General features: G+C 49.0%; 16 protein-coding genes and 1 tRNA gene. 10 read left to right on the forward strand and 7 right to left on the reverse strand.

Features of this window, described 5'->3' with window-relative positions:
- From MJZ25_06000 to mqnE, 5 genes are all read left to right on the forward strand, one after another.
- The coding region (locus MJZ25_06000; GenBank protein MCQ2123722.1) for a tRNA (guanine-N7)-methyltransferase at positions 1-320 on the forward strand (320 nt) is incomplete at its 5' end.
- Between the two features lie 54 nt (positions 321-374).
- A complete protein-coding gene (recN, locus tag MJZ25_06005) occupies positions 375-2,024 on the forward strand; it encodes a DNA repair protein RecN (GenBank protein MCQ2123723.1) in 1,650 nt (549 codons plus the stop codon).
- Positions 2,021-3,190 (forward strand): CDP-alcohol phosphatidyltransferase family protein, encoded by a 1,170-nt coding sequence (locus MJZ25_06010; GenBank protein MCQ2123724.1) that lies wholly within the window; start codon positions 2,021-2,023, stop codon positions 3,188-3,190. Before recN ends, MJZ25_06010 begins: the two co-directional genes overlap by 4 nt.
- A 47-nt stretch (positions 3,191-3,237) precedes the next feature.
- A tRNA-Met gene (locus tag MJZ25_06015) sits at positions 3,238-3,311 on the forward strand.
- Between the two features lie 105 nt (positions 3,312-3,416).
- A complete protein-coding gene (gene mqnE, locus MJZ25_06020) occupies positions 3,417-4,457 on the forward strand; it encodes an aminofutalosine synthase MqnE (GenBank protein ID MCQ2123725.1) in 1,041 nt (346 codons plus the stop codon).
- Positions 4,458-4,497: 40 nt separating this feature from the next.
- Here mqnE and MJZ25_06025 read toward each other — a convergent pair whose 3' ends face one another.
- From MJZ25_06025 to MJZ25_06035, 3 genes are all read right to left on the reverse strand, one after another.
- Complete coding sequence (locus tag MJZ25_06025; protein MCQ2123726.1) at positions 4,498-5,817, reverse strand: pyridoxal phosphate-dependent aminotransferase; 1,320 nt, start codon at positions 5,815-5,817, stop codon at positions 4,498-4,500.
- A 142-nt stretch (positions 5,818-5,959) separates the two neighbouring features.
- Positions 5,960-6,322 carry a hypothetical protein gene (locus MJZ25_06030; GenBank protein ID MCQ2123727.1) on the reverse strand — a complete coding sequence of 121 codons (363 nt, stop codon included), beginning with the start codon at positions 6,320-6,322 and terminating at the stop codon, positions 5,960-5,962.
- Positions 6,323-6,362: 40 nt separating this feature from the next.
- Positions 6,363-7,934, reverse strand: a complete 1,572-nt coding sequence (locus MJZ25_06035) for a 2-isopropylmalate synthase (GenBank protein ID MCQ2123728.1) — start codon at positions 7,932-7,934, stop codon at positions 6,363-6,365.
- Between the two features lie 293 nt (positions 7,935-8,227).
- On the opposite strand from MJZ25_06035, the gene MJZ25_06040 reads away from it, so the two are divergent.
- From MJZ25_06040 to MJZ25_06050, 3 genes are read left to right on the forward strand one after another with little or no spacing between them, the layout of a single operon-like run.
- A complete protein-coding gene (locus MJZ25_06040; protein MCQ2123729.1) occupies positions 8,228-9,658 on the forward strand; it encodes an alanine:cation symporter family protein in 1,431 nt (476 codons plus the stop codon).
- 10 nt (positions 9,659-9,668) lie between these two features.
- Positions 9,669-10,049, forward strand: coding sequence for a hypothetical protein (locus MJZ25_06045; GenBank protein MCQ2123730.1), 381 nt, complete (start codon positions 9,669-9,671; stop codon positions 10,047-10,049).
- Positions 10,046-13,285 (forward strand): DNA topoisomerase, encoded by a 3,240-nt coding sequence (locus MJZ25_06050; protein MCQ2123731.1) that lies wholly within the window; start codon positions 10,046-10,048, stop codon positions 13,283-13,285. The genes MJZ25_06045 and MJZ25_06050 overlap by 4 nt, the downstream gene beginning before the upstream one ends.
- 27 nt (positions 13,286-13,312) lie before the next feature.
- On the opposite strand, the gene MJZ25_06055 is transcribed toward MJZ25_06050, so the two are convergent.
- A complete protein-coding gene (locus MJZ25_06055) occupies positions 13,313-13,489 on the reverse strand; it encodes a hypothetical protein (protein ID MCQ2123732.1) in 177 nt (58 codons plus the stop codon).
- Between the two features lie 144 nt (positions 13,490-13,633).
- The gene (locus MJZ25_06060) at positions 13,634-15,040 is read right to left on the reverse strand and encodes a sodium-dependent transporter (protein MCQ2123733.1); all 1,407 of its coding nucleotides are present in this window, start codon (positions 15,038-15,040) and stop codon (positions 13,634-13,636) included.
- A gap of 241 nt (positions 15,041-15,281) precedes the next feature.
- Between MJZ25_06060 and sufB the strand changes: the two genes are divergently transcribed.
- Both sufB and MJZ25_06070 read left to right on the forward strand, forming a co-directional pair.
- Positions 15,282-16,697: a Fe-S cluster assembly protein SufB gene (gene sufB / locus MJZ25_06065; protein MCQ2123734.1), complete on the forward strand. Its 1,416-nt coding sequence runs from the start codon at positions 15,282-15,284 to the stop codon at positions 16,695-16,697.
- A 383-nt stretch (positions 16,698-17,080) separates the two neighbouring features.
- Complete coding sequence (locus MJZ25_06070; GenBank protein MCQ2123735.1) at positions 17,081-17,626, forward strand: DJ-1/PfpI family protein; 546 nt, start codon at positions 17,081-17,083, stop codon at positions 17,624-17,626.
- A 92-nt stretch (positions 17,627-17,718) separates the two neighbouring features.
- Here the strand turns inward: MJZ25_06070 and MJZ25_06075 are convergent, their stop codons facing one another.
- On the reverse strand, positions 17,719-18,387 hold the full coding sequence (locus tag MJZ25_06075) for a hypothetical protein (GenBank protein ID MCQ2123736.1): 669 nt from the start codon (positions 18,385-18,387) through the stop codon (positions 17,719-17,721).
- Between the two features lie 161 nt (positions 18,388-18,548).
- Complete coding sequence (locus MJZ25_06080; protein MCQ2123737.1) at positions 18,549-25,751, reverse strand: hypothetical protein; 7,203 nt, start codon at positions 25,749-25,751, stop codon at positions 18,549-18,551.
- Between the last annotated feature and the right edge of the window lie 10 nt (positions 25,752-25,761).

Raw genomic sequence — 25,761 nt, forward strand, 5'->3', positions numbered from 1 at the left:
ACAACACCGTGGACGCATTCCACATGTACTTCCCGGATCCGTGGCCCAAGGAACGCCACCACAAGAACCGTTTGCTCCGCCCCGACTTCTTGGAACAGGTGGCACGAGTGATGAAACCCGGCAAGAGAATTTTCTACTGGGGCACCGACCACAAGGAATACAACGAAGTAGCTCTGGAAGTATTCGACAACTTCAAGGGTTGCAAGGTCCTGGTCCGCAACTCTGCTGAACCTACCGAAGGCATCATGACCGGCTTCGAAAAGAAGTACCGCAAGGAAGGCCGCCCCATTTATCGTTCCATTATCGAGTTCGAAAAATAACGCGAAGGTTAGTGTCTTCTTTTGACATTCGAGTTTTGCTAGTTTATCGTTGCTATGTTAAAGTCACTTTCTATTAACGGATTCACTCTTATAGCCCAGGCGGACATCAACTTCCGCAAGGGATTTACCGCCATTACAGGCGAGACTGGCGCTGGCAAGTCAGTATTGTTAAAGGCCCTCCGCATCGTTTGCGGCGACAAGGCCCAAGCCAGCATGGTTCGCAGTGGCGAGGAGAAAGCTGTTGTGGAAGCGACTTTCGATATCCAGAACGTCCCCAAGGTCCAGAAGATCCTGGAAGAACTGGAAATTGATTCTGACGACGAACTGGTTATCCGTCGCGAAATTCTGGAAAGCGGCAAGGGCCGCGCCCGCGTCAACGGTTCCATGGTGAACCAGGCTGATCTCCAGCGCATTGGCGAAGAACTGATCCAGATGCACGGCCAGAGCGAACAGCTTTTGCTTCGCGATACCCGTACCCACGCCCAGATGCTGGACGCCTACGCCGGTAACGGAAGCTTGCTTGAAGAATACGGCAAGTTGTGGACTGCATGGAACGAAATCCAGAACAAGATCGCAGCCACCGAAGAACGAGCCAAGAATCTTGCCGCACAAAAAGACTTCTTGAAGTTCCAGCACGACGAACTGACCAAGGCCGCCCTTAAAGAAGGCGAAGAAGAAGAACTAGAAGACAAGGTCAGCAGCGCCAGCAAGAGCGAAGCAGAACGCCGCCACCTGGGCGACATTCAAGGAATGTTGGCTGGCGAAAACGGCCTCCTGGACATGGTGCAAAGCCTCCAGGCCCGTATGCGTACTCTCGCCATCAAGTGTCCGAATTACGAAGAAGAATTCAAGGCTCTTGAAGAAGTGGCCGATCCTTTTGAAAGCATCTGTAAGGACTTGATGCGTTTGACTCCGTCTACCGCCATGAACGCGGCAGAAATCGACAGAGCCAACACCCGCATCGCCCAGATTCAAAAACTGAAGCGCAAGTACCGCACCGATGTGGCTGGCCTCATCGCCTTAACGCAACAGCGCAAGGAAGAATTGAGCAGCCTCGAGAATCTCGACGCCGACCTGGAAGAACTTTCCCGCCAGTCCACCAAGACTTTGGCCGAATTGGAAAAGGTTGCCGCCAAGCTCACGGCGGCCCGCGTCGAGGCTGCAGCCCGTTACGACAAGTCCGTCAGCGACATTTTGCACACCTTGGGTATGCCCAAGGCCGAATTCACCACCTCCATCGAAAAGCAGTCCCTCGCCCCGATTGGCGCCGACCGCATCGAATTCCTTCTGGCCCCCAACCCGGGCGAAGGTTCCAAGAGCCTGCAGAAGGCTGTGTCCGGTGGTGAACTTTCCCGCTTGCTTTTGGCCATCAAGAGCGTCATGGCAGAACTGGACAAGGTCCCCCTGCTCATATTCGACGAAGTGGATTCCGGTATCAGCGGCGAAGTAGGCAACAGCATTGGTGAAGCCTTGTGCAACCTTGGCAAGCACCACCAGATTTTGACAATCACCCACCTCCACCAGGTGGCAAGCCGCGCCCAGAATCAACTGGCCGTCAGCAAAAAGGAAATCGACGGTCGCACATTCACATCCATTGTAGAACTGGATCACGACGGCCGCATCCAAGAAATTTCTCGCATGCTGGGCGGCGATAACGAAACAGTCCGCGAACATGCAAAACAGCTTTTGGAGAATAACCAATGACAGAACAAAAAACTGAGGAAAACGTTTCCGACGTAAGACTACGTTCACGAATTTGGAGCGCCCTTCGCGTAGCAGTATTTATCTGCGTCACCGCGTTCATCTGGAACGACATGCCGAAGACTGCAACCGCATTCGTGCTCATCGCCATGGCCATGGGCTGGGTCAATCTTTACCAGCTCCGCTCCGAAGAAGTGGAAAAGCCCTATTACAGGCTGTGGCTGAACACCATTGACGGCGCCCTTTCCTTCGTGGTAATGGCAAGCATCTTTGTCCACGACCTCCTCAAGGAAGAATCCGCCGAAAAGCTTTTGGCCGTAGGCTGCGTTTTCCTGCTGGCCCGCCTCATCGCCCACACCTTATTCTCCCTGGGCGTCCTTCGCGAAGGCAAACAGCTCCCCCGCAAGCGCCGCTGGAGCAAGCTGGCCAACATTTCCATTACCATCACCATGGCGGTCTACCTTCTGAACCTGGAAGACTACCAGCAGATTTCCATGGTCACCTCCATGTTGCTCATGGGCGCAAGCACCGTCGCCTATGCCTACTGGTACTACCGCGACCCCGCCCACCGTAAGCCCCTTTCCATTGCAAGCCAGCTCACCATGAGCCGCATCGTCCTCACCCCCTTCTTCCTGTGGGTGTTCTTCTACGATAACGACCTGGATTACAGCAACAACAGTCTGGTTTTCAAGGTTCTCTCCCTGGTCATGGTCCTTGGTTTCATGCTTACCGACTTCTTGGATGGCAAGCTTGCTCGTTCCATGGGCGAAGTCAGCACCTTGGGTAAGTATTTGGACCCGTTCTCCGACAAGATTTCCAACATGACCATTTTCATGTGCTTCATCGCTACCGGTTACGCCCCGGTGTGGATGGTGGCTGTGATCTACTTCCGCGAATCCAGCGTGGAAACTCTGCGCACCCTGGCCGCAAGCGAAGGCTTGATTATGCCGGCACGTCGCAGCGGTAAGTGGAAAACCGCCTTGCAGGGCATGGGCATTGTGGGCATTTTGGCAGGCGCCATCGACCCCATCCGCCATTTCATCCCCGGTTTTGACGGAATTTGGCCCTATTTCCCCCAGACCATCATGGGCATCATTACCTTGGTGACAGTGGTCAGCGGTGTGGATTATTTCGTAGCAAGCAAGCACATCCTCAAGAAATTCGTCTAAAACCCTTGCCAAGATAATAATAATTAACTATATATGGGCTACCTCGACGCGGGGTGGAGCAGTTGGTAGCTCGTCGGGCTCATAACCCGAAGGTCGCAGCGTTCAAGTCCTGCCCCCGCTACTAAAAAAGAACCAGTTGCAAAACTGGTTCTTTTTTTTGTCATCCTGGAGTGGCGAAGCCACGATAGGATCCAAAAACCAACGGGTCTTTTTCTACATTTTAAGCATGTCCCGAATGACTGAATCCGAAGCTCTTGATTTGTTTCTGAACGCCCCCCTAGACGAACTTTGCGCCATGGCCAACGCAGAAAAGGAACGTCGCCACGGCAAGTCCGTTTACTGGGTGAACAACCGTCAGATTAACTACACCAACGTCTGCGTGCTGCACTGCAAATTCTGCGCTTTCAGCAAGATCAAGAAGGATAGTCCCACCGCCTACGACTGGGACTACGATACCATTCGCGACAAGGCTGCTTTTGCCATCAACGGCGGCGCCCGTGAGCTTCATATCGTCGGCGGCCTTCATCCGGACCACCCCTTCGATTACTACATCGAAATGCTCCGTAAGCTCCGCGGCGAATTCCCCAAGGTGAACCTGAAGGCCTTTACCGCCGTGGAAATTGCCCACTTCGCCAAGCTTTCTGGCCAGACTCCCCTGCAGATTATGGAAACCCTGAAGGGCGCAGGTCTTGACGCCCTCCCCGGTGGCGGTGCCGAAATCCTCGTTCAGAGTGTCCGCGACCAGATTTGCCCCGGCAAGGAAACCGGCGAAGAATGGCTGGACGTCCATCGCGCCGCCCACAAGATCGGCATTCCCACCAATGCCACCATGCTTTTCGGCCACATCGAAAAGCCGGAACACCGCATCGCCCACATGCGCATGCTTCGCGACCTGCAGGACGAGGCACCGGGATTCTTTGCATTTATTCCGCTGGTCTACCATCCGGAACACAACGCCCTCCACAACATCGTGCCCAACATGACTTCTCAGGAGGACATCCTCCGCACTGTTGCAGTGGCCCGCCTGTTCCTGGATAACTTCCCCCACATCAAGGCTTACTGGATCCAGATGGGTATTGAAACCGCAATGAAGGCTCTGCACTCCGGTGCCAGCGACCTGGACGGCACCATCATCGAAGAAAAGATTACCCACGCCGCAGGAGCCACCGTTCCCGTAGGTATGAGTCCGGAACGCATGCGTCAGCTGATTCTTGGCGAAGGCCTGGAACCTGTGGAGAGAGATGCGTTGTACGAACGATTCTCTTAACGAAAAAAAACTCGGGTCATCAAGCCCGAGTTCTTCTTTTTTATAAAAGTGCAGCCATCCGCTGAACAGCTTCAGCAAACTGCGATGGTTCTTGCAACAAACTAATGACAACCCAACCATCTTCTTCAAAGTCGAAGAAGAAACCTGGCTGCACCAGCACATGTTTTTCCCGGAGCAAGCGAAGAGTCAGTTCTTCGTCGTCTTCGCCCAGATGAACTACTGCATACCAACCGCCGAGAACCTTGGGGCAGTACTTGCTGGGGAATGCGGCGTGCAGTGTTTCCCAGTTCTGTTTCAAGCGGGCGGTAACCTGCGATTCGTACTCTGCAGCGCGGGCAAGCAGCGGCGTTGCCAGAGCCTGTGCGCAGGAAGAGGTACTGAGGTAGGCGTCTTCCACGAATTCCAGGGCGGCGCGTATTTCTTCGAAACGTTCACGAGGCGCGTAGAAAGCCATCCAGCCGAACTTCAGCTGAGGCGCACCCACGGCCTTGCTTAAACCGTTCAGCCAGAAGATCGGGCACTTGGGTCCATCGACGGGTGCGTAGACCACATCGTTTCCACCACAGTCAAAATAATCCGCAGCATTCTGTTCCTCATTTCTCGTACCTCGAACACTTTGACCACTTAGTGCTTCAGTACTTACGTGGTCATGATCCCCGAATGGGGACTCGAGCCTGGAACCTGGAGCCTCACTCCTCAAATACTGCCAGCTGCGTTTGACTTCGTCGCTAAATCCGTAATCGCCGAAAACTTCATCCACCACAAGAACCAAGTTATTCTCTTCGCAAAAAGCAACAATCTCATTCCATTCTGCAAGGCTTACAATGTGTCCCGTAGGATTGTGGGGAGACACCAGCAGCAAGATGCGGGAACGTTCCGGAGCAGCCAGCAAGCTGTCCGTATCAATGACAAAACGGAACTCCGTTGCCGGTTTTTGCGCACTAGCCTTATCGCCATCCACAGATGCCTTAAGCTGAGCCAAAGACTTCAAGCCTCGAGCCTCGGGCCTGGAGCCTCTATCACGCACCAACTTCAAAAAATAGGGAGCACACTCCAGATGTTCCAGCTGGGCCAACGTATCCAACAGCGGATAGCCCGGCATAGGCGTCAGAATCACATCGCCCGGATCGCAGAATGTCTTGAAAAGAACAGAGTAGGCTTCGCTGGTACTGGCAGTGACGATCACCTGATTGGCGGTAAAGCAGCCTTCCCTTTCGCCATAGTAAGCAGCAACAGCTTCGCGAGCCTCACGCCAACCAGAAGCATCGGGAGACCAGTGTCCAAACTTTTCACGGCCTGCATCTACGGAAGAATCCAATTCCACCGGCAAGCCAACTCGCACCGGCGAGCTCACTGTCATATCAATGAAATCCGTGCATTCCTTTTTTGCCTTTTCCAGTTCAGCAAAAAAAGGACTTGGGGTCAAGTCCTTCGGTAAACGGTTCGACAATTTAAAGCTTTGGATTGCCACTTCGTTTCACTCCTCGCAAAGACACTCAGAGTTACTTCTTTCTGCTCTTGAGGAACTTCACCAAGATCGTGGCGATCAAGATTCCCGCAGGAACAACAACAGCAATAGTCAAAAGGATCAGCTTCTGGAAATCGCCCATTTCCTTCAAGGATTTCTTGAAGTTCTTGAGACGTCCAAGAAGGTCCGGCTTACCGGATTCAGCAACAGCACCTTCAGCCTCAGCGCTACCACCATCGTCTTCGGCCAAGTCCTCGGAACCGGCAAAAGCCTTGGGGCTAGGAACCTTGCCCAGCAGATCCATAGTCGCATTCCAGACAGGCTTGGCAAAGGCACCGACCTTGCCAGCGTACTTGTCATACCTTTTCCTAAACGGACGTATTAACCTTCCGAACATCTTTCGTCTCTCGTCTGTAGGGCGAAGCCCGTTCTCTCGTCTATTTGTACAGCAAGTTCACGCCACCGAACAGGGCGCGCATGTTAGCCTTGAGAGTATCGCTACTTACACCGCGGCCTTCAACTTCCTTGCCGCTGCCCTTCAGCACAATACGACTGAGACCGCGACCGGCCCACAGTTTATCCTTTTCGGGAACCACCACCTGGCGGTACTTGATCAGTTCCACCGGCATGCCGATTTCACGCATGAGGATGAGGCCTGCTTCAATAGGACCTTCGGCGGTCACGGACTTGACCAGAGCTTCGCCGTCCTTCTTGAAGTGGAAGATAAAGCGGCCTTCGTCGGGAATCACTTCGACGTTGTTGAAAATCAGGCGGCCGTTCACATTCACGCGCTGTTCGCGGAACACGTCCAGAACGCGTTCGGCGCTCATTTCGCCTTCCTTTTCGCTGTAGCTCTTGAGAATAGGCTGCAGTTCGGCAGCTTCAGCCAGGCTCAGCTTGTAGCCGAACTTGGTGATGATTTCGTACACTGCGGTACGACCGCTCTGGCTAGTAAAGCTCAAAGAGTCGTTCTGGTTACGGCCAATGATGGAGTAATCAATGGGGCGGTATGCACCCTTCTTCATGTCCTTGGTCTTGGAGGCGCCATCCTGATGGATACCGCTACGGTGAACGATTGCCTCGGCACCAATGAGCGGAGCGCGGGTATAGATGCTAACGCCGGACCACTGGGAAATCAAGATGGCGGTTTCGTAAATCTTGTCCAGGTGCAAGCCGGTATCTACGCCGGAATTGTGCAGGCCCAGAGCCACTTCGTAGAAGTTGGTGTTACCGCAACGTTCACCCAGGCCATTCAGGGCAACTTCCAGCTGGGTTGCACCAACGAAGAAGCTTTCGACGGTAGCGGCAGTGGCCATACCCAGGTCGTTATGGCAGTGAACAGAAATGGTCACATTCTTGGGCATGGCATCGTACACCTGCTTGATCTGGCTGATGTACAGCATGGGGCGGTAACGTTCCACGGTGTTGGGCAAGTTCAAGGTAGTTGCACCGGCTTCTACCACTGCCTTCAAAACTTCAATCACGAAGTCCATATTCTCCAGGCAGTCGCCAAAATGTTCGCAGCTGAATTCCACGTCGCCCTTGTCGCCCACCAGGGACTTGGCAAGCTTCACGCAATCTACGGCGCGGGCCTTCACCTGTTCCGGAGTCATGTGAAGCACATGTTCCATAGAGAGGGGGCTAGTAGCCAGGAAGGTATGGATACGGGGATGAGGTGCATACTGGACAGCTTCCCAGCAGCGCTGAATGTCGCTAGGTACGCAACGAGCCAAACCGGAGACCACCACCTTCTGGGCAACTTCGTCGCCTGCGGCAGCCATTTCGGCAGTAAGCTGGGCCAGTTCCTTTACAGATTCAAAATCCATTTCAGAAGAAGCGGGGAAACCCACTTCGGCACCCTGCACACCCAGCTTCAACAACTGGAGGTACACATCCTTCTTCTGGGCATTGTTCCAGGGCTTGGGCAAAGCCTGGTTTCCGTCACGCAGAGTGACATCATAAAAGAACGGTTTTCTTGCCTGGTCGGCACAATCCATCATACAGTTCATTTTTTATCTCCTGCCGGCATCCACACGCCGCAAGCCTTAATTTTACGCATCAAAGATAAAAAAATTGACCATAAAAAAAGAACCCGCATCGTTGTGGAAGCGGGCCTTTTATTGGTTAAAATCTTTGTAGCGTAGATAATAGCCTAGAACCTCGCCTCAGTATCACGAAGAGCGATGCAAAGTAGAAGTCGAAGGTCTAGAATCTTTTTCATGTTTAGGAATATACAAACAATCTTTCGAATTGGCAAGATGGATTTTCAAGCCAGCAAAATTCATTTATTATCTTTAAATTCATGATCGAATCTATTCATTCCGTAATTTCCAATATCAGTAATTTTCTATACCAGCCCTTTATCGTGCCTCTATTCTTAGTGGCAGCTGGTCTGTACTTCTCCATCCGAATGAAGTTCCCCCAGATACGCCTTTTCAAGGAAACCATTCGCGTTACCAAGGAAAAGCCCATGGAGGGCAGCGGCATTTCCTCCTTCGGAGCTTTAATGGTCTCTACCGCCTCTCGTGTAGGTACCGGCAACATTGTGGGCGTTTCCTCTGCAATTTGCTTGGGTGGTCCCGGAGCTGTTTTCTGGATGTGGCTTATCGCTATTTTTGGAGCATCTTCAGCCTTCGTTGAATCGACACTTGCTCAGATCTACAAGCGTGAAGACTTGGTTACCGGTCATTCTTACGGTGGTCCTTCCTACTACATCCAGACAGCACTGAAATGCCGTTGGTTGGGCATTATCTTCTCCGTATTCGTTTTACTGACCTACGTCATCGGATACAACCTTCTGGCCTCCTACAACATTCAAACCTCTCTTTCCAGCTATAGTTTCTACAGCGAAGAAACAACCCCGGCAATCGTAGGCATTCTTCTCGCCATATTGTTCGCTGCCTGCGTTTTTGGTGGAGCAAAACGACTCACCAAAATCACAAGCTACTTGGTTCCCATCATGGGCGTCATCTACGTGTTGGTCGCCATCGGTGTTATTCTCTACAACTTCACCAACATTCCTTCTATGTTCGCCTTGATTTTCAAGGACGCCTTTTCCTTTGAAGCTGGAGCAGGTGGTTTCGCCGGAAGCTGCATTATGTACGGTATCAAACGCGGTCTGTACTCTAACGAAGCCGGTATGGGTTCCGCCCCCAACGCCGCCGCAAGCGCCAGCGTCAGCCACCCCGTCAAGCAAGGCCTGGTCCAATCCTTCTCTGTCTTTATTGACACCTTGGTCATTTGCACCGCCACAGCACTTATGTGTCTTTCCACCGGCGTATCCCCCAACGGAGATCTTTCCGGTATTCCTTACGTTCAGGAATCCCTCCGCAGCGTCCTTGGTGGCATCGGTCCTATTTTCATTACCATTTCCATTGGTCTTTTCGGATTCACCACCTTGATCGGAAACTACTACTACACCGAAGGCTGCCTCCGCTTTATTATGGCCAAGCGTCCGGGTAAAACAGTCATGACCGTTTTCAGAATCATCGCAACAATCATTGTTTTTGTGGGCGCAATTTCCAGTGCAGGTTTCGCCTGGGATTCTGCCGACTTGTGCCAGGCCTTGATGGTTGTGGTAAACATTCCCTGTATCTTGATTCTCTCCCCCATCGCTTTCAAGGCCCTTAAGAATTACACGGACCAGAGAAATGCAGGCAAGGAACCGGTCTACATCGCCAAGGAATGTGGTGTAAAACAGGATACCGATTTCTGGAATAAAGAAGAAGACTAAGCAGGGAATAATGGAACACGAATTCACCATTAGGGGCCGAATCTCCAAGGGGATTGATTTGGGCGCAAAACTGCAATGGGTAGAGCAGGACTTTGAAAGCCTTGGTCTAAAATTCAATTCCCAGGACAAGTCTAGGTTTACTTTAAAAAGCGAAGATCTTGCCAACGACGCACTGGAGCAGGCTTGCATTAATTTGTCCATAGTTCTCGGATGCAAGGTAGCCATTTGCAAGGACCACGAAATATATGGCGTAGCCAACGTGTTTAATGGTGGTTCCGATTACGAAGTGGTGGACGAAGATTGCTTTTTGTGGGTTTACGAACGTGGCACATGCTTAGAAAGTGAACACACAAAATTCTTTAACGAAAAATTCGTATCTTTGCCACTATGATTCTTCTTGTGGCAGAAAAACCTTCCGTTGCAAACCAGCATTACAGACCAATGCTGGAACGTCTGGAAGGTGAAAAATTCACCCAGGGAGATGGATGCCTTATTGGCCAGAACCATTGCATCACTTGGTGCGTGGGTCACTTGATCACCTTGGCTCCCCTGGACGCCTATCCCGGATTTGAAGGCGGATGGCGATTGGCAAATCTGCCGCTGCTTCCTGAAAAGTTCCGCCTGATGGAAATTGAAAGCACCCGAAAACAGTTGGCCGTGGTTCGTGACATGATGAGCAAGGCGGATGTTCTGGTAAACGGCGCCGATGCTGGCCGCGAAGGTAACCTGATTTTCGATTTGATTCTGGATTACACTCCCGCTTTCCGCCAAAAGCAGGTAAAGCGTTTGTGGGTGAACAGTTACGTGGCCAAGGACCTGGACAAGGCCTGGAAAAATTTGGAAGACGCCACACAGCGTTTGAATTTAAGCTACGCCGCTCGCCTCCGTCAACGTGCGGACTGGATGGTGGGTCTTAACGCCACCCGAGCCTACACACTTACCGCCGGCCGCGGCAAGATGATTTCCGTGGGCCGCGTGCAGACGCCAACCCTCAACTTGATTGTGGAACGAGACGCCATGGTGGAACAGTTCAAGGAACTGTACTACTACAGCGTGGTAGGAACCTGGAAAGGATACCAGGCACAGCTCCTCCGACCGGATCGGGATGTCAAGCCAAAGGATGTCATTGCGAGCCCGGAGGGCGAAGCAATCGAAGCAGGCTCCACCCTCGTTTCCAAGCAAGCATTAAAAGTTGCAGTCTTTGAAAAAGAGGAGCCCGCCCAGGCCGTGGTGGACAAATGCGCCCCACCGGAAGAAGCGGTCATTACCGCCATCGATGTCCAGCAGAAAAAGCAGTTTCCGCAGAAGCCTTTCGACTTGACGGAACTGCAGAAAGAAGGCAACAAACGCTTCAAATACAGCGCCCAGCAAGTGCTGGACTGCGCCCAGAACCTTTACGAAAAGAAGCTCCTCACCTACCCTCGTACGGATTCCGCCTACCTGCCCGACACCATGAAGCAGGAAGCATACGCCTTGGCTCAGCGTCTGGCCACCCCCGCCCAGCAGGGGATCATGCGTCCGGAATCGGAGAACTTCGTTTTCATCAACTCCAGCAAGGTCACAGACCACTTTGCCATCATTCCTACCGGGGAACAGCCCAACGGCCTCCCAGAAATGGAAGAGAACATCTACAACCTGGCCAAGGAACGCTTTGTCCAGGCATGGCTAAAGCCTTATGTGTGGAACGAAATGGAAGTGACATTGAAAAGTCCTGCGGACTTTTCTGAGACGAGAGACGAGAGACGAGAGACGAGAGATGCAAATGATCTAGCAGAAGTCTTTAGATTAAAGCTTAAGAAAAACGAGGATCTTGGTTTCCGTGCCCTCGTCAAGGAAGAAAAGAAGAAAAAAAAGTCCGAGGCACGAGGCACTAGCGATGGTTCCAACCCTGGCGCAGATGGCAAGGCAGGCGACGACTCAAGCTCAGACGACATCACTAACATCGTTGAAAACTTTCCCGATTGGAATGTTGGCGACAAGGCTCCTTTCGATTCCCTGGAACTTCAGAAGAAAAAGAAATCCAAGCCCAAGTACTACACCGAGGCAACGCTCCTTGCTGCCATGAAGACTGCAGGTAAGCAGATTGACAACGAAGAACTTGCGGAAGCCATGAAGGACCGCGGCCTGGGCACGCCGGCAACTCAGGCAGGCATCATCGAGACTCTGAAGAAGCGCGGCTTCATCGAAGCCCAGAAAAACAATCTGGTCAGCACCCTCCGTGGCCGCGAAGTCATCGCCCTGATGGACGAAAAAGTCAAGTCTCCGGAAATGACCGGCGAATGGGAATACAAGCTTTCCCAGGTGGAAAAAGGCAACTTGGATCCCAAGGAATTCCGCGACGGCATCGTCGAATACGTCCGCGATCTTTTCGTCCGCCTGCACGAGCAATACGGCAGCCAATTCGAACGCGAAACCGTCACCGAAGCCATTCCATGCCCCAAGTGCAGCCAGCCCATGGAAATCGCCCCCTGGGGTTACGTTTGCAAGAACAGCGATTGCGGATTCAAGGCAGGCCATACCATCGCTGGCCGCACCCTGAGCCACGCAGAAATGGCAAAGCTTCTGGCCACAGGAAAATCCGACTTACTCAGCGGATTCAAGAGCAAGAAGGGAACCGCCTTCAGCGCCACCCTCACTTTGGCCGAAGACGGCAACATCGGATTTGAATTCAGCGACGAACCCCGCAACGCAACGCCTACGAATTACAAGTGCCCCAAATGCGGCAAACAAATCCTGGATTCCGGCAACCGTCTGATGTGCGGAAGCGCGGTCATCGTTCCTTCCCAGAACGATAATGGCGACCCCACGTTGACACCTACGACAGCCCCCACCTGCGACTTCGTCTTCTTCAAGACCATCGCCGGCCACATCATGACCGACGAGGAAATTGCCGAACTTTTCAACAACGGCACCACCGACGTCATCACAGGATTCATCACCAAGAAGGGAGCCCCCTTCAACGCCCGCGTAGTCTGGGACAACGACCACAAGGCAACCTTCGCCTTTGAAAACGACGGACACTTCCACGGCACCGAAACCAAGTTCAAGTGCCCCATCTGCAAGCACACTCTTGAAGAAAACAAGAACGCCATTTTCTGCACCGGCCGCGGCACCGACCGCGACGAGCAGGGCAACCCCTGCGACTGCAAGTTTACGCTGTTCAAGTCCGTGGCCGGCAAGAAGCTCCGCGCCGCCGACATCAAGGCACTCCTCACCGGCGAAAAGACCGAACTCATTTCCGGATTCAAGAGCAAGAAGGGCGACACCTTCGACGCCTTCCTAAAGTTGGGCCCCGACGGACGCACCAACTTCGAATTCCTCCGCCGCAACTTCCCCTGTCCCGCTTGCGGCGACCAGCTACAGTTTCGCAGAGGATCAGACGACCAAGGCCGCAATCTTTCCGCATATGTGTGCCGCAGCCCCCATTGCAACTACGGCATTCCCCAGGTGTTCTACCAGCGCACCTTTACCGACGCCGAAATGGAAGAACTCCTCACCAAAAAATGCACTCCCGTTCTAGAGCCATTTAAAAAGAACGACACGAAATTCCGTGCCGCCCTTGAAATCCGCGAAGGCGGAAAACTCGCCTTCAATAAATTGACCGTGGAAGTCATCGAAAAGAAGTAAAGGATTGAGGCATACCCGCCTCAAAAATCAATCTTCAATTGTTTCTCCAAGAATAACACTGGCATAGGCCACAGCCACTGCGGTTGCAGCAAGCATACTGCCGGACAGCACCAGCATTCCAGCAAAAGCAGCCGGAGTGAGAGCCAGGAGCATGGGGAAAACCACGCGGGAAACAGAACGAGAAGCATTGATAATTTGACGCATATTTGATTCCTTTTTTCTTTTTTACACTTCAAATATACGTTTTAGACAGCGACAAAAAGTGTCACAAAATATTTTTGTTTTCAGGAGCATCGCGCATAAAAAAAGCCCGCAAACATGCGGGCATTCCCTTTTCAACAGAACAACTTAGCCGAAAATCTTGTTGTAGAAATCCGGGGCAAACTTCTGCAGATAACCCTGGGCAAAAATGACCAGAACGATTGCGGGAAGAACCCACTTGATGTAGAAGCGGACAAACTTGTTGGTGGGGAACTTGAAGCCCTTACCGGTATTGACTTCCTCATAGAACTTGTCCTGGCCCCAGCCATAGCGGGAGTTACAGAATACCACGAAGAACAGGGCACCCAACGGGAGCAAGGTGTTGGAAACCAGGAAGTCTTCCAAGTCAAGAACATTGCTTCCCGGGCCGAAAGGTTCAAAGCCGGACCAGGCGTTGAAGCCAAGGGCACAAGGCAAGGACAAAATGATGATTGCAAAGATATTGACAGCCACCACCTTCTTACGCTTAAAGTTCTTCAAATCCATCCAGAAGGAAACGATGTTTTCGAACACCGCCACCAAGGTGGAAAGAGCTGCAAAGCTCATAAACAGGAAGAAGGCTGAGCCGAAGAAACGACCTGCAGGCATCTGTGCAAAGATGTTAGGCAAAGTCACGAACACAAGGCCCGGACCTGCACCCGGTTCCACATTAAAGGCAAAGCAGCTGGGAATAATGATAAGGCCAGCAAGCAAGGCAACCAAGGTATCCAAGGCGCAGATATTCACGGCTTCCTTAGCCAAGGTATGCTTCTTATTAATATAGCTACCGAGAATGGACATGGAGCCGATACCGATGCTCAAGGTAAAGAAGGCCTGACCCATGGCAGCAAACACGACCTCGTTGATTCCCTTTTCCATAAGGCGGCCAAAGTCCGGCAGCAGGTAGAACTTGAGGCCTTCTGCAGCGCCCGGCAAGGTCACCGCGCGGATGGCAAGGGCAATCATGATTACAAACAGCAAGGACATCATCCACTTGGTAATGCGTTCCACGCCCTTCTGCAAGCCGAGAGACACAATACCAAGGCCAAGGAGGGTGGCAACAATCATCCAGCCGGACTGAATGCCGGCATCACCCAGCATGGTACCGAAAGCCTCGCCCACTTCGGCGGGAGTCTTGCCCTGAAGGTCACCAACGAAGGTCATGCGGAAGAAGTAGTACATCATCCAGCCGCTAACCGTGGTGTAGAACATCATCAAGAGGTAGTCGCCAGCGATCATGGGGTACTTGGCGTAGTGCCACTTGGAGCCTGCAGGTTCCAGTACGTCGAAGGAACGGGCAATACCACGCTTACTGGCACGACCATTGGAAAATTCTGCAATGAGGGCCGGTAAGCCGAGAATCACCAGGAAGAACAGGTAGATCAAAACAAAGGCGGCACCGCCGTACTGACCGGTAATAAAAGGGAAACGCCAAACGTTACCGATACCGATTGCACAACCGGCAGCAATCAAAATAAATCCAAGACGGGAACCGAAACTTTCTCTTTCATTCATAATAAAGTCGTCCTTTTTTGCAAGATGTTTGAAAGATAATAAAAAGAGCGGTGAGCGATGAGCCATGAGCCGTGAGTTGTGAGTTATGAGTTGTGAGTAATGAGCATCTTTATTTGTCATCACCGCAGCATTCCATGTCATCTCGGCCACTTTTATTTGTCATCCCGGGCTTGACCCGGGATCTCCATTCCCTACGATTTTTGTATATTTACCGCCGTAAAATTGCAATTTGGCGGATATAATGAGCGAAAATTACAAGTACGGCTTTGTTACGGATATCGAAAACGACTCTTTTGAAAAGGGCCTTAACGAAGACATCATCCGTCGAGCCAGCGCTCTCCGCGGCGAACCCCAGTTCATGCTGGATTTCCGCCTCAAGGCTTACGAGAAGCTCCTGACCATGGAGCAGCCCAACTGGGGCGAGCTGAATTTTGCGCCTGTGGACCTGCAGGACATCGTCTACTATTCCGCACCCAAGAACAAGAAGGCTCACGAAAAGATCGAGGACGTGGACCCGGAACTTCTGGCCACCTTCGAAAAGCTGGGAATTCCTCTGGACGAACAGAAGCGTCTGGCCAACGTGGCCGTGGACGCAGTGTTCGACTCCGTCAGTATTTATACAAGCCACAAGAAGAAGCTCATGGAAATGGGCATTATCTTCTGCAGTATTTCCGATGCCATCAAGGAATACCCGGAACTGATCGAACAGTACCTGGGTAGCGTGGTTCCCGCAGGCGACAACTACTTTGCCGCCTTGAACAGTGCCGTGTTTGGTGACGGAAGCTTCGTCTACATTCCCGCAGGCGTCAAGTGCCCCATGGACCTCAGCACCTACTTCCGCATCAACAACAAGGAAGCAGGCCAGTTCGAACGCACCCTGATTATCGCAGACGACAACGCCGAAGTCAGCTACCTGGAAGGCTGTACCGCTCCTGAATTCAGCAGCAAGCAGCTCCATTCCGCCATCGTAGAACTGGTGGCCAACGAAAACGCCAAGATCAAGTACAGCACCGTACAGAACTGGTACGCCGGCGACCGCGAGACTGGCGCAGGTGGCGTCTACAACTTTGTGACCAAGCGCGGCAAGTGCGCCGGCAAGAACAGCCGCATCAGCTGGACCCAGGTGGAAACCGGTTCCGCCATCACCTGGAAGTACCCCAGCTGCGTTCTGGTGGGCGACAACTCCGTAGGTGAATTCTACAGCGTGGCTCTGACCAACGGCCACATGCAGGCCGATACCGGCACCAAGATGATCCACATCGGTAAGAACACTCGCAGTACGATCATTTCGAAAGGTATCAGCGCCGACAATTCCAGCAACGCCTACCGCGGCGAAGTCTCTATTCGTAAGAGTGCCGCAGGCGCCCGCAACTACACCCAGTGCGACAGCATGCTGGTTGGCGACAAGAGTGCCGCCCACACCTTCCCCTACATTACGGTAGCAAACGGCACCGCCCAGACGGAACACGAAGCAACCACCAGCCGCATCAGCGAAGATCAGCTGTTCTATTTCGAGAGCCGCGGCATCAAGCGCGAAGACGCCATCCAGGCTATGGTGGGCGGTTTCTGTAAGGATGTGTTCAAGGAACTGCCCGGCGAATTCGCTACCGAAGCCCGCCAGCTGCTGACCCTGAAGCTGGAACACTCCGTAGGGTAACTCGCGCGTCATCCTGAGCGTCCTCGCGCGTCATCCTGAGCGAAGCGAAGGATCTATTTCCATGTTTTTTGTCACTAAACGTGAATTTCTCTAAGTTTAGTGACACGATTTTTACTTTGTCTGCAAAGCAGCTTTAAAAGTTTTATCACCAAATCATCTAAAAGACCTAATTAGTGACAAACAAAGAGTCTTTTTTTATTACAACTAACAAACAACCCGCCATTTTTAATTACTTTGTTTGAAATTTCTGTCACTAAACACACATTTTCTTGGATTTGGTGACACATTTTCGCGAAAACGACCCTTTCAAACGTTCAAATTTCAAAGACTACTCGATTTCTGTCCAGCATTTGTTATTTTAGCAGCAAAAACAGAGGTACCCAATGAACGTTCTTTTCCTTATGGCAAATGGTTTCGAAGAAACCGAATTCGTCACCCCCTTCGACTACTGGCAACGCGGCGGCCTGAACGTAGCCTTGGCCTCCATCAGTGATAGTCTGGATGTTGTAGGCGCCCACGGTCTTGCCATCAAGGCAAACGTTCTTTTGAAGGATGTAAACCTCGCCGACTACGACGCAGTCTGCCTCCCCGGCGGCGGTCCCGGCGTCAAAAATCTCAAGGCATCTGCAGCCGTGGCCGAAGTTCTCAAGAGCTTTGACGCCGCTGGCAAATGGATATTTGCCATCTGCGCCGCGCCCCTGGTGCTTTCCCAAGCAGGCCTCCTCAAGAACAGAACCTGCACCTGCTTCCCGGGCTGCGAAGTGGAGTTAGACTGCAAGCAGTTCCTTACCGACCGTGTGGTAGTGGACGGCAACGTCATCACAAGCCGCGGCGCAGGCACCGCCGAAGAATTCGCATTCGAATGCTTGGCTCAGGCAACCGACCGCGCCACCTCCGAAAAAATTCGCAACCAAGTCGTCGCCCGCTAAGGCCACCCGCGCATCAATCATCACAAAGAAGCCTACCAGTCTCCTGGTAGGCTCTTTTTACTCAATCCAAATACACCAAACAACGATCAGAATTATCTATTCGGATGAACGTAGATTACCTCGCAAACCTTGCTGTAATCAAGCCACTTCTTGCCAGTGAAGAGAATAGACATCCAATTCAAGAACTTAGACCAAAAGTTATCATACTTTGATCCTTCAAGGACATACCAGTCTCCCTCCGGAGTCTTGCAGTAGTATTCATTTTCGTCGAAATCCAAATCCTTATCACCGACGAAGAGATCATCGCCAGTCAAGGCCTCGTCTTTTTCAATACCTTCGGGAACCTTATCTTCATCCACCTTTGTCATTGATTCTTCAATCTTTTCAGGAGTAATGGCTACAACCTTATCCGTCCTGTCATTAACCTTTTCAGGAGTTTTCGACATATCTTCCTCTATCGCACCAATTTCCGGATCAAATTCTTCCTCAGCCTCTTCGGAACCGGAAGACTCAGGTTCGGAGGTTTCCTCACTTGAACTGGATTCAACCACGGCACTGGAGCTAGACTTGGGAGCAACAGAGCTGGAACTTACAACTCCATCATCAGTTTTATCAACATCAGACTTGGAAGGCGAATTCCAACCCACCTCTTCCAAATCACTAGTAGTACCCGCAGAAGAGTCGGCGGTACATGCAGACATTGCGGCCATCAGGGCCACGCTAGACAAAGCCAAAACGATTTTAGAGGAAATGTACTTCATGATAAACCTCTCTTTTTTTTATTACATCATAAATATAGCCCCAAATTTCAACTCCGGGACACATTTTGTAAAAATTTTCTAACACAGCTTGGAATATGTGATAAAAAGCAAAAAATCCCCCACCCGAAGGCAGGGGATTTTTCATTAATCATACAAAGGCGTCACCATTCGTTTATGGAAATGTACACGGAAGCATCAATCTTTACATTAATCACGCAATTTTGATTTTGCTTAGAATAAATATCAAAAGAATTAAAGTCCCAATGAGCAGGATTTTCCTTCGTTCCATCAACCTTTGTATAAACCGTTCCTGAATGAGAGCCTCCATTGCAATCGGTATATTCTATTCCAAAGGATGTCGGACTTTCCGCCCAATAGCCAACTTGTAATTTAGCATTATCATAATGACGAGCATTCAAGGTTACGGAGTACCACTGATTAGCATTCATATTTCCTCCTGCTGACTGCGATTCATATTCACCATTCGAATTACAACACGTATGAACAACAGTGCCAAACGAAGTATAAACCGGTTCAGAATTAGAACCTTTCACAGTCAGTGTTGCCCGGCAAATTTCATACGAGCCATCTGTCGTTGTAAGGATTAAATCGTAAGTTTCATCATCTGATTTTGCTGCGGGAGCATTAAAGGAATTGTTCCAACAATTAGAATTACTACAATCAATCACTTTAGAAGTCGATCCATAATTCAATTTTGCGTTGAAATTATTGTTTATCCCGTTGATACTACTTACATCGAACGTCAAGCTTGTTTCACCAGCAACTTTTGTAACCTCGGTACCATTCTGTTTGATTACACAATCTGCCGTCACCCCAGTTCCCCGAGCTACAACATTCAAATTTGCGGAACAAAGCGTTGTTGAACCATCTTTTAAAACATAAGTATATGATTGGGGTGAATCTGGCAACGTAAAACCACAATCTAAAGAAGCACCATTATACCAAAAACAAGAGGAATTTTGTTTATTAACTTGAACGCCATTCTCCCAAACTACACTAGGTCCCTGGATAGTCAATTCCTTTTGAGATCCGGAGCTATTTGGAGTCGTTGAAACAAGTTTAACATTCTCTCCAGCCATAACACTCGTAACTGGAGTTCCCGAATTATCCTTAAATGAACATGATAGTTCCGAACTTTCAGCCGATTCAAACTCAATTGTACACTTCGTTGAAGCTTCCTCGGCACCACGCTTAAGGGACAACACATAAGAATTTCCAGCCGAACCCGTTACAGTGACACTACCACCGTTATTTGCAAAGTCTGTTACCGAGCCGCTATTACTTATAGCCCAGGAACATTCACCATCAGCACCATCGCAACCATTAACCGAGGGAGTAAACGTTGCCGATGTTCCAGAGAACTTTCCTGTGGGGCAATTACCTAAAGTCAAAGTAGACTTTCCGACAGTGTACGGAACAGGGTCACAAGCCTGTGTTCCATTAATCGTCAAAACGAGATAGAACGTGCCATTTCCAGTAAGCCCTGTAATAGACTGAGTATATGTTTCATCCACAGTGACGGCGTGTTCACTGCCAATAACTTTACCTTGCGGGTCATTATACCACAACTTTGCCGCATAAGAACCATAATTGCCAGCCTTTAAATCTGCCTTAAAATCAGTGCCATCTACACGGCAATTTTCAGCCGTTGCCGGAGTGGTTTTATTCACTACGAAAGAAGCTTCGCATTTATCCGTATTGTAGGTTACACGATAAGTGTATGCACCATCAGTTGAACTTACTTCTGGCGTCCAGTTTTCAGAGCAATTTCCACCACTAGTAGCGCACGTAATATCACCACTAGCAGTCTTTGGCCCATCTAATTCAACCGTCACAGCACAACCACTCGGAGGGCAGTCCAAAATATTATATGTAAATGTCGGTATATCCTGCCCTTCAAAAATTTCACTTCGAGAAACACTACAATCGCCCATGGTAGGTTTCTTCACCTCGACAGGATGTGTTGTACAGGTTGATTGTTCTCCCTTTTCATCCGTCATAGTTATCGTAAAAGAAATGTCTTCATCATAATTCAGCGAAGTGAACAAGTCCGTTGCCGGAACAAAGAAATTACCGTCCATGCTACAATCCGTAGTCACGGCATCCACCAGATTAGACGAGCTTTCAATTTTACAACCATTTTGAGGAGCCTTCTCCGGATGAGATATGCTCGGCGCGGAAATGTTAAAACCTGTTCCGGTGGCGTTCAATCCTGCATAGCAAGCATTTCCAATACCCGTGGCATTGGGGCAAGAACTTTCCACACGAACAACATCAAATCTGTACGAGCCGTTGAATACAATTTTTGAAACCACCTGCGGATCAAAGCCATCCTCTGTCATAAGATTTACAATAGGAACCGTAGCACCACGATTTGCGTAAGATATTGTAAAGTCATTGCTATTCTTACCATTCTGGTCAACAAGATGAGCCGAGATGGAACCTTCAGTGGCATCTGAATTTATCGATACTACAAGGTTCGCATCGCGTAAGTTTACTGTTTTATCATCATCAAGATTGATTTCACAATCAAGTCCACCAGAGCAAGACTTTGACGTTTCCCCAGAATAAATCGTTTCATTGTCTGTGCATGATTGCACATCACCAACATAGAACGTACCGCAATCCGCAGTGTAAATAGAATGGCCACAACGAATCATTGCCGTAGCATTTTTCGCATAACCTGTTTTCTTTGTAGAAATAAGCCATTCAAACCACTTGCCCGTTTGATCCGTAATTTTAACCTTGTGATCACCCTTTTCCATAAATCGATAGGTACTTCCCGCCATTCGAGCACCCTCATTCCAGAATGCACCGACATTATCTGTACTGTAGCAAGAATAAGAACGACTACCATCAGTGAAAGCTATAGAACCTCCAGCAAAATAACTAGAGGGAACGTCACAACCGTTATAGTAGTACTCAGGGACAACGTTTTCTTCACACTCGTCATTATCTTCAAACCAGCTAGAATAGCCTACCCAAGGTGTTACGTTGGAATCATAAGGCACCAAACCTCCGATATATTTGTTTCTAAAGGAGCAATAAATTTGCGGTGCAGCAAAGCAACTGGATTCCTTATCAACGTCTGTTGTTGTCCAGGACATATCACTGTAGTGATACTTTGCGTTTTTCAACTTCAAGCCAACATGGTACCTTTGATTTGCGGAATTATTGGTGTTAGCAAGAGCAACACCTTCCGCAGGAAGTTTTTCGATATCGTTAAGATTCAATGTTGCGATACCGATAGACTTAGTCGACCCTTCAGAATACCCCAAAGCAACTTCAACGACAGGGCCGTTCAACGTCAACTTTATGGTACAGTCATTTAACGCAGATGAAGGAATTGCGCCAAACAAACTTGTAGATGACTTCATTATATCTGCAGAAGTACAATAGGTTCTAGTGGTGTTTTGCCCACTAGCGTAGCAAACCTGAGCCTGAGCAGAGAAACTTCCAACAAAGGGAATCTTAAACGCAACAACATTTAGCGCAAAATAGCTTGTAGCAGATTCATTGGATCTAAAAATCACGCCATCATCAACCTCGTCTCTGGTGTCATCCCATCCAAGGAATCCACCTCCTGAAACAGTTCTCTTTACTGTCATTGTTCCGTTGAAGCCTGCATCGACATAATTAAGCAACACCATAGGTTGCGAAGGTCCAGCGCTAATATAAGCAGAAGTCACATTTGGTTTTGTATACGTGTAGATTCTTTCAAAATCACTACAACCACCATACCTGTTGTATTTAATACAAGAGTTTTTTGATCCCTGAGAATATACAGACATCCAGTTTGCCTGTTGATCGATTCCTTCACCAACAGAGCACTGTGATACCGTTTCACTACAGTAATCAATGCAGTTTTCATAATTAGCAGCAGTACATTTATCTAGGAAATCCTCAGACACACCCTTTTTGTTTTCCTTTTTGCCAAACGCATCATAGAAGCAGTGCTCGTCGCGTACGTTAAAGTAAGCAACCAGGGTATCATTAGAGTTAATACCCATATCATCAAATCTCTTATTTCCGTAGCTCTTTCTTGGTCCACAATCGCCACCATAGCACTTCCAGGTCGAGAACTTGTTACTACCACCGTCATCCGCCACCGCAGTAACGGAGTAACCGGCGTACACATTATACACATCATACCCATTAACATGGTCACTAGGCGTAGCTGCAGTTGTTTCCCCGTTTATATAGACTTTTGTCGAGGCGCCCACAACATCATTGCCTGTAATATTCACAAAAAGTTTATACGGTTTTCTCTTGAGAGAGGCATGCAACGTATAGGTTTCATTGTTTTCTGCTTCAAGAACCGTATCACGAATTACAGCAATACAGCTACCAGAGATATTTCTGTTTTGCAAATGAATTCCAAGGTTTGTACCGCAAGTCCAGGAATTATTTTCTTCATTTACTCTTAAGCTATTGCAGTAAGGATACACCCATTCTGTTTTCTGTTGCGCACTGTTACATGACGGCCAGTTATCACTCGTAATTGCGGCGCAATCATATTCCACACCATCTACGCCAAGAACCTTATCATGGTCTGAGCAGTAACTACTAGGAATATCCGCCCTATTAACATTTGCAAACCCCGTAATAGATACCATGAAATAGTTTGGAGTACCAATAACACAGCCGTTATTAGGAGGAATCAATTCAAACACAACAGTACCGCTAGCAGCGCCAGGCAAAGCCTGCACAGTAAACGCTGGGAAATTGTCTCGACTAGCATCAAACGTTACAGTATAGTAGCGATCATTTTCTGTGCTTGCAGAAATGTTATGTTGGGAAACGCCAGTTTGCGGGGTTATAATCCACTTTTCATCTGGAATGTTGGATACTCGAACATCAACAGACTTTGTACCTGTACGAGTGCCTGCAGAAGTCCCCATGTTTACGGTAATTGCAGAGCCACCCGGAGTAATCTTTTCATCGGTACCATTGAAATACACCTTAGGAGTTTCGCCATTTTTGCCAGCAATCACTACCCAGAACGGAATTCCATCAGCCGAATAGGTTGAAGACGTATAAGTACACTTATAAAGACCTTCACCAATGGGGCTACCTTCGGTGTAAAGCTTTCCAGAAGGAAGGCTCGGATTACACTGAACGTTAGAAGGATTCTTTTCTTCTGTAGCCTTGTTGAGGTTAATAATACTGTAGTAATCAGAAAGGCGGCCCACAGGATCCTGGGTCAAATAGATTACACGAGGCAAAACAATAATAGATGGTGCAGGAGTAGCATAATCATTTGAGCTTAGTTTTTCAGGATCAAGTTCCTTGTTCTTGTACTGAGATTCCAAAGAAATATGGAGCTGCGGAGCTGTTGCAACGTGGTAGCTGTCACGAACAGCATTAGAAGTGGTCGTACCAGAGTCACCACTAGAGCTTCCATTTGGATTAGCAAGTTTCGTATACTCAGGATTTTCTTTAATGATTCCTGCACCGACCAAAGCAGTCAACACGCTCTTTTCAAAGTGGAAAGAACCGCTATTCAAATCTTTAAAGGTAGATCCCTTTGCCATAATGGCACTACCTTGAATATCCAGCTTATCAAGGAAGTTATCAATATCAGCTTCAGAGTAGATAAAATACCTATAGCTAGAACCATTCCCTCCCTTTTGCAATGTTGCCGCACCTTGAGCAAAGTAGAGCATTGCAACGGCATCGTTCTTTGTAGGAGGAAGTCTCATTTGACTTGGTTTTGCGTCAAAGTAGAAAACAAACTTTCCATCAAGTTCTTGAGAACCAACATCATTAAGTTGGGTGTTGTTTATTTTTAAAACAAGGAACCCATTATAAAGATTTTCGGGGCTGTCAGAAGTCAACTTCTTATAGCAATTATTCATGGCAGAAATATTCGAGCTTGACAAACCGTTATTTGCAGGAACATCATAACCAACGTTCTTACAAGCGTCATTACCTAGTTTTCCAAGCCATGCAGTAGAATCCTTGAGCAGCAATGGCTGGGGCACATTCCCGTCACTGGCTATCAAATTGCCATAAGCATTCATCTTGCGAATGCGTTCCCAATAATTATTTCCAATATTCTTGAGTACGCCATCATTGTTATCCCACTTCGAAAGTTGATTTGCAGGATCCGTTTTCAAATTTGCAGCAGAAAAAGAAAACATTCGATGATTTTTACGATCATCATCCGAGCCGTCTATTTGAGGTTGTGTCGAACCCTGGGTAAACGCTCCATATCTCATAGGGGTATTGTTTTTTTGCGTCAACAGTTCATACTGATTCGTTCCAGAATACTGGTAAACATTACCTGCAATTGTAATTCTTCTATTTCCGTTACCATCACCACACGAGCCACCACAACCGGCATCGATTGTCTTTGGGAAGTAAGCATTACCCTTTACCTCAATCGTTCCAAAATTATCGCTACCAACCTTCAAAGTGGCCTTGTCAGTAAATACAAGATTTTTGCCGATCACAGTATTGTAATTTTGAGATCTTTCAAAAACACCATTAACCGTGAGATTACCAGAAACTTTCATAGCACAATTTGAGCTAATGTTTCCATTGACAAACAGGTCGCCGCAAACAGTAAGGGGGCCACCAGCACAAGTTGTCATATTGCCACCAATATACACAACGTTGGTATCTTTGCCGGCAATGCAATTACCAGAGGCATCCACTTCACCAATAGTCAAAGTACCCTGGTTACCATAATCACCCTTGATGTAAAGGTCCTTACCCTGATTGGTTCCACCTTGGTAAGTTACACTTCCTGTAACAAGGAGATTATCAGTAATCTTAGGAACGTTACCTTTAAGATCACCATTAATCAAACCAGACTGCAATACGTTATCGCTGGTAACATTACCCAATTTTCCAGAAAACGCCTGGTCAAAATTAAGCGATGTTGATTCCTGGGGAATGTTAACACGGTAAAGTCCGTTTACCTTAAGAATTGAGTTTTCACTGTACTTGGCATTGCCACTTCGTGCAGTACCAACAGAAGTAATTTTCAACTTGTAATTAGACGTTTCAGTATTTACACCTGTTAGCCAAACTGTATAGTTCTGCTTTGAGGTTCCAAAGTCCTTGACAACATCGTTAAGTTTAATGGGTTTCTTGCCATTAGATGCGCTTTGATACTGCCCAATAATAGCGCCAACATCGTTAGCGTTAAAGGTCATCCATGCTCGTACCGCGTCAAGCCCAGCCCTAGAAGACTGCTGAGCTTCCGCAAGAGCCATTCGGCTTGCACTTGAGCTTTGAGTAGTACTTAACCACTTATAAGTCGCTGTTGCAGCAATCGTTGCAATCAGCATGAACAACAACACCGTTACTAAGGACACACCCTTTTTATTAAACATACTTGTCTCC

This window comes from Fibrobacter sp. (assembly GCA_024399065.1).
Lineage (GTDB): Bacteria > Fibrobacterota > Fibrobacteria > Fibrobacterales > Fibrobacteraceae > Fibrobacter.

Excerpts from the sequence above, each read along its gene's own strand:
- MJZ25_06075 (MCQ2123736.1), bottom strand. The coding sequence starts at position 18,387 with ATGAAGTACATTTCCTCTAAAATCGTTTTGGCTTTGTCTAGCGTGGCC.
- recN (MCQ2123723.1), top strand. The coding sequence starts at position 375 with ATGTTAAAGTCACTTTCTATTAACGGATTCACTCTTATAGCCCAGGCG.
- MJZ25_06045 (MCQ2123730.1), top strand. The coding sequence starts at position 9,669 with ATGGAACACGAATTCACCATTAGGGGCCGAATCTCCAAGGGGATTGAT.
- MJZ25_06050 (MCQ2123731.1), top strand. The coding sequence starts at position 10,046 with ATGATTCTTCTTGTGGCAGAAAAACCTTCCGTTGCAAACCAGCATTAC.
- sufB (MCQ2123734.1), top strand. The coding sequence starts at position 15,282 with ATGAGCGAAAATTACAAGTACGGCTTTGTTACGGATATCGAAAACGAC.
- MJZ25_06070 (MCQ2123735.1), top strand. The coding sequence starts at position 17,081 with ATGAACGTTCTTTTCCTTATGGCAAATGGTTTCGAAGAAACCGAATTC.
- MJZ25_06035 (MCQ2123728.1), bottom strand. The coding sequence starts at position 7,934 with ATGAACTGTATGATGGATTGTGCCGACCAGGCAAGAAAACCGTTCTTT.
- MJZ25_06025 (MCQ2123726.1), bottom strand. The coding sequence starts at position 5,817 with ATGACAGTGAGCTCGCCGGTGCGAGTTGGCTTGCCGGTGGAATTGGAT.
- mqnE (MCQ2123725.1), top strand. The coding sequence starts at position 3,417 with ATGTCCCGAATGACTGAATCCGAAGCTCTTGATTTGTTTCTGAACGCC.
- MJZ25_06030 (MCQ2123727.1), bottom strand. The coding sequence starts at position 6,322 with ATGTTCGGAAGGTTAATACGTCCGTTTAGGAAAAGGTATGACAAGTAC.
- MJZ25_06080 (MCQ2123737.1), bottom strand. The coding sequence starts at position 25,751 with ATGTTTAATAAAAAGGGTGTGTCCTTAGTAACGGTGTTGTTGTTCATG.
- MJZ25_06040 (MCQ2123729.1), top strand. The coding sequence starts at position 8,228 with ATGATCGAATCTATTCATTCCGTAATTTCCAATATCAGTAATTTTCTA.
- MJZ25_06055 (MCQ2123732.1), bottom strand. The coding sequence starts at position 13,489 with ATGCGTCAAATTATCAATGCTTCTCGTTCTGTTTCCCGCGTGGTTTTC.
- MJZ25_06010 (MCQ2123724.1), top strand. The coding sequence starts at position 2,021 with ATGACAGAACAAAAAACTGAGGAAAACGTTTCCGACGTAAGACTACGT.
- MJZ25_06060 (MCQ2123733.1), bottom strand. The coding sequence starts at position 15,040 with ATGAATGAAAGAGAAAGTTTCGGTTCCCGTCTTGGATTTATTTTGATT.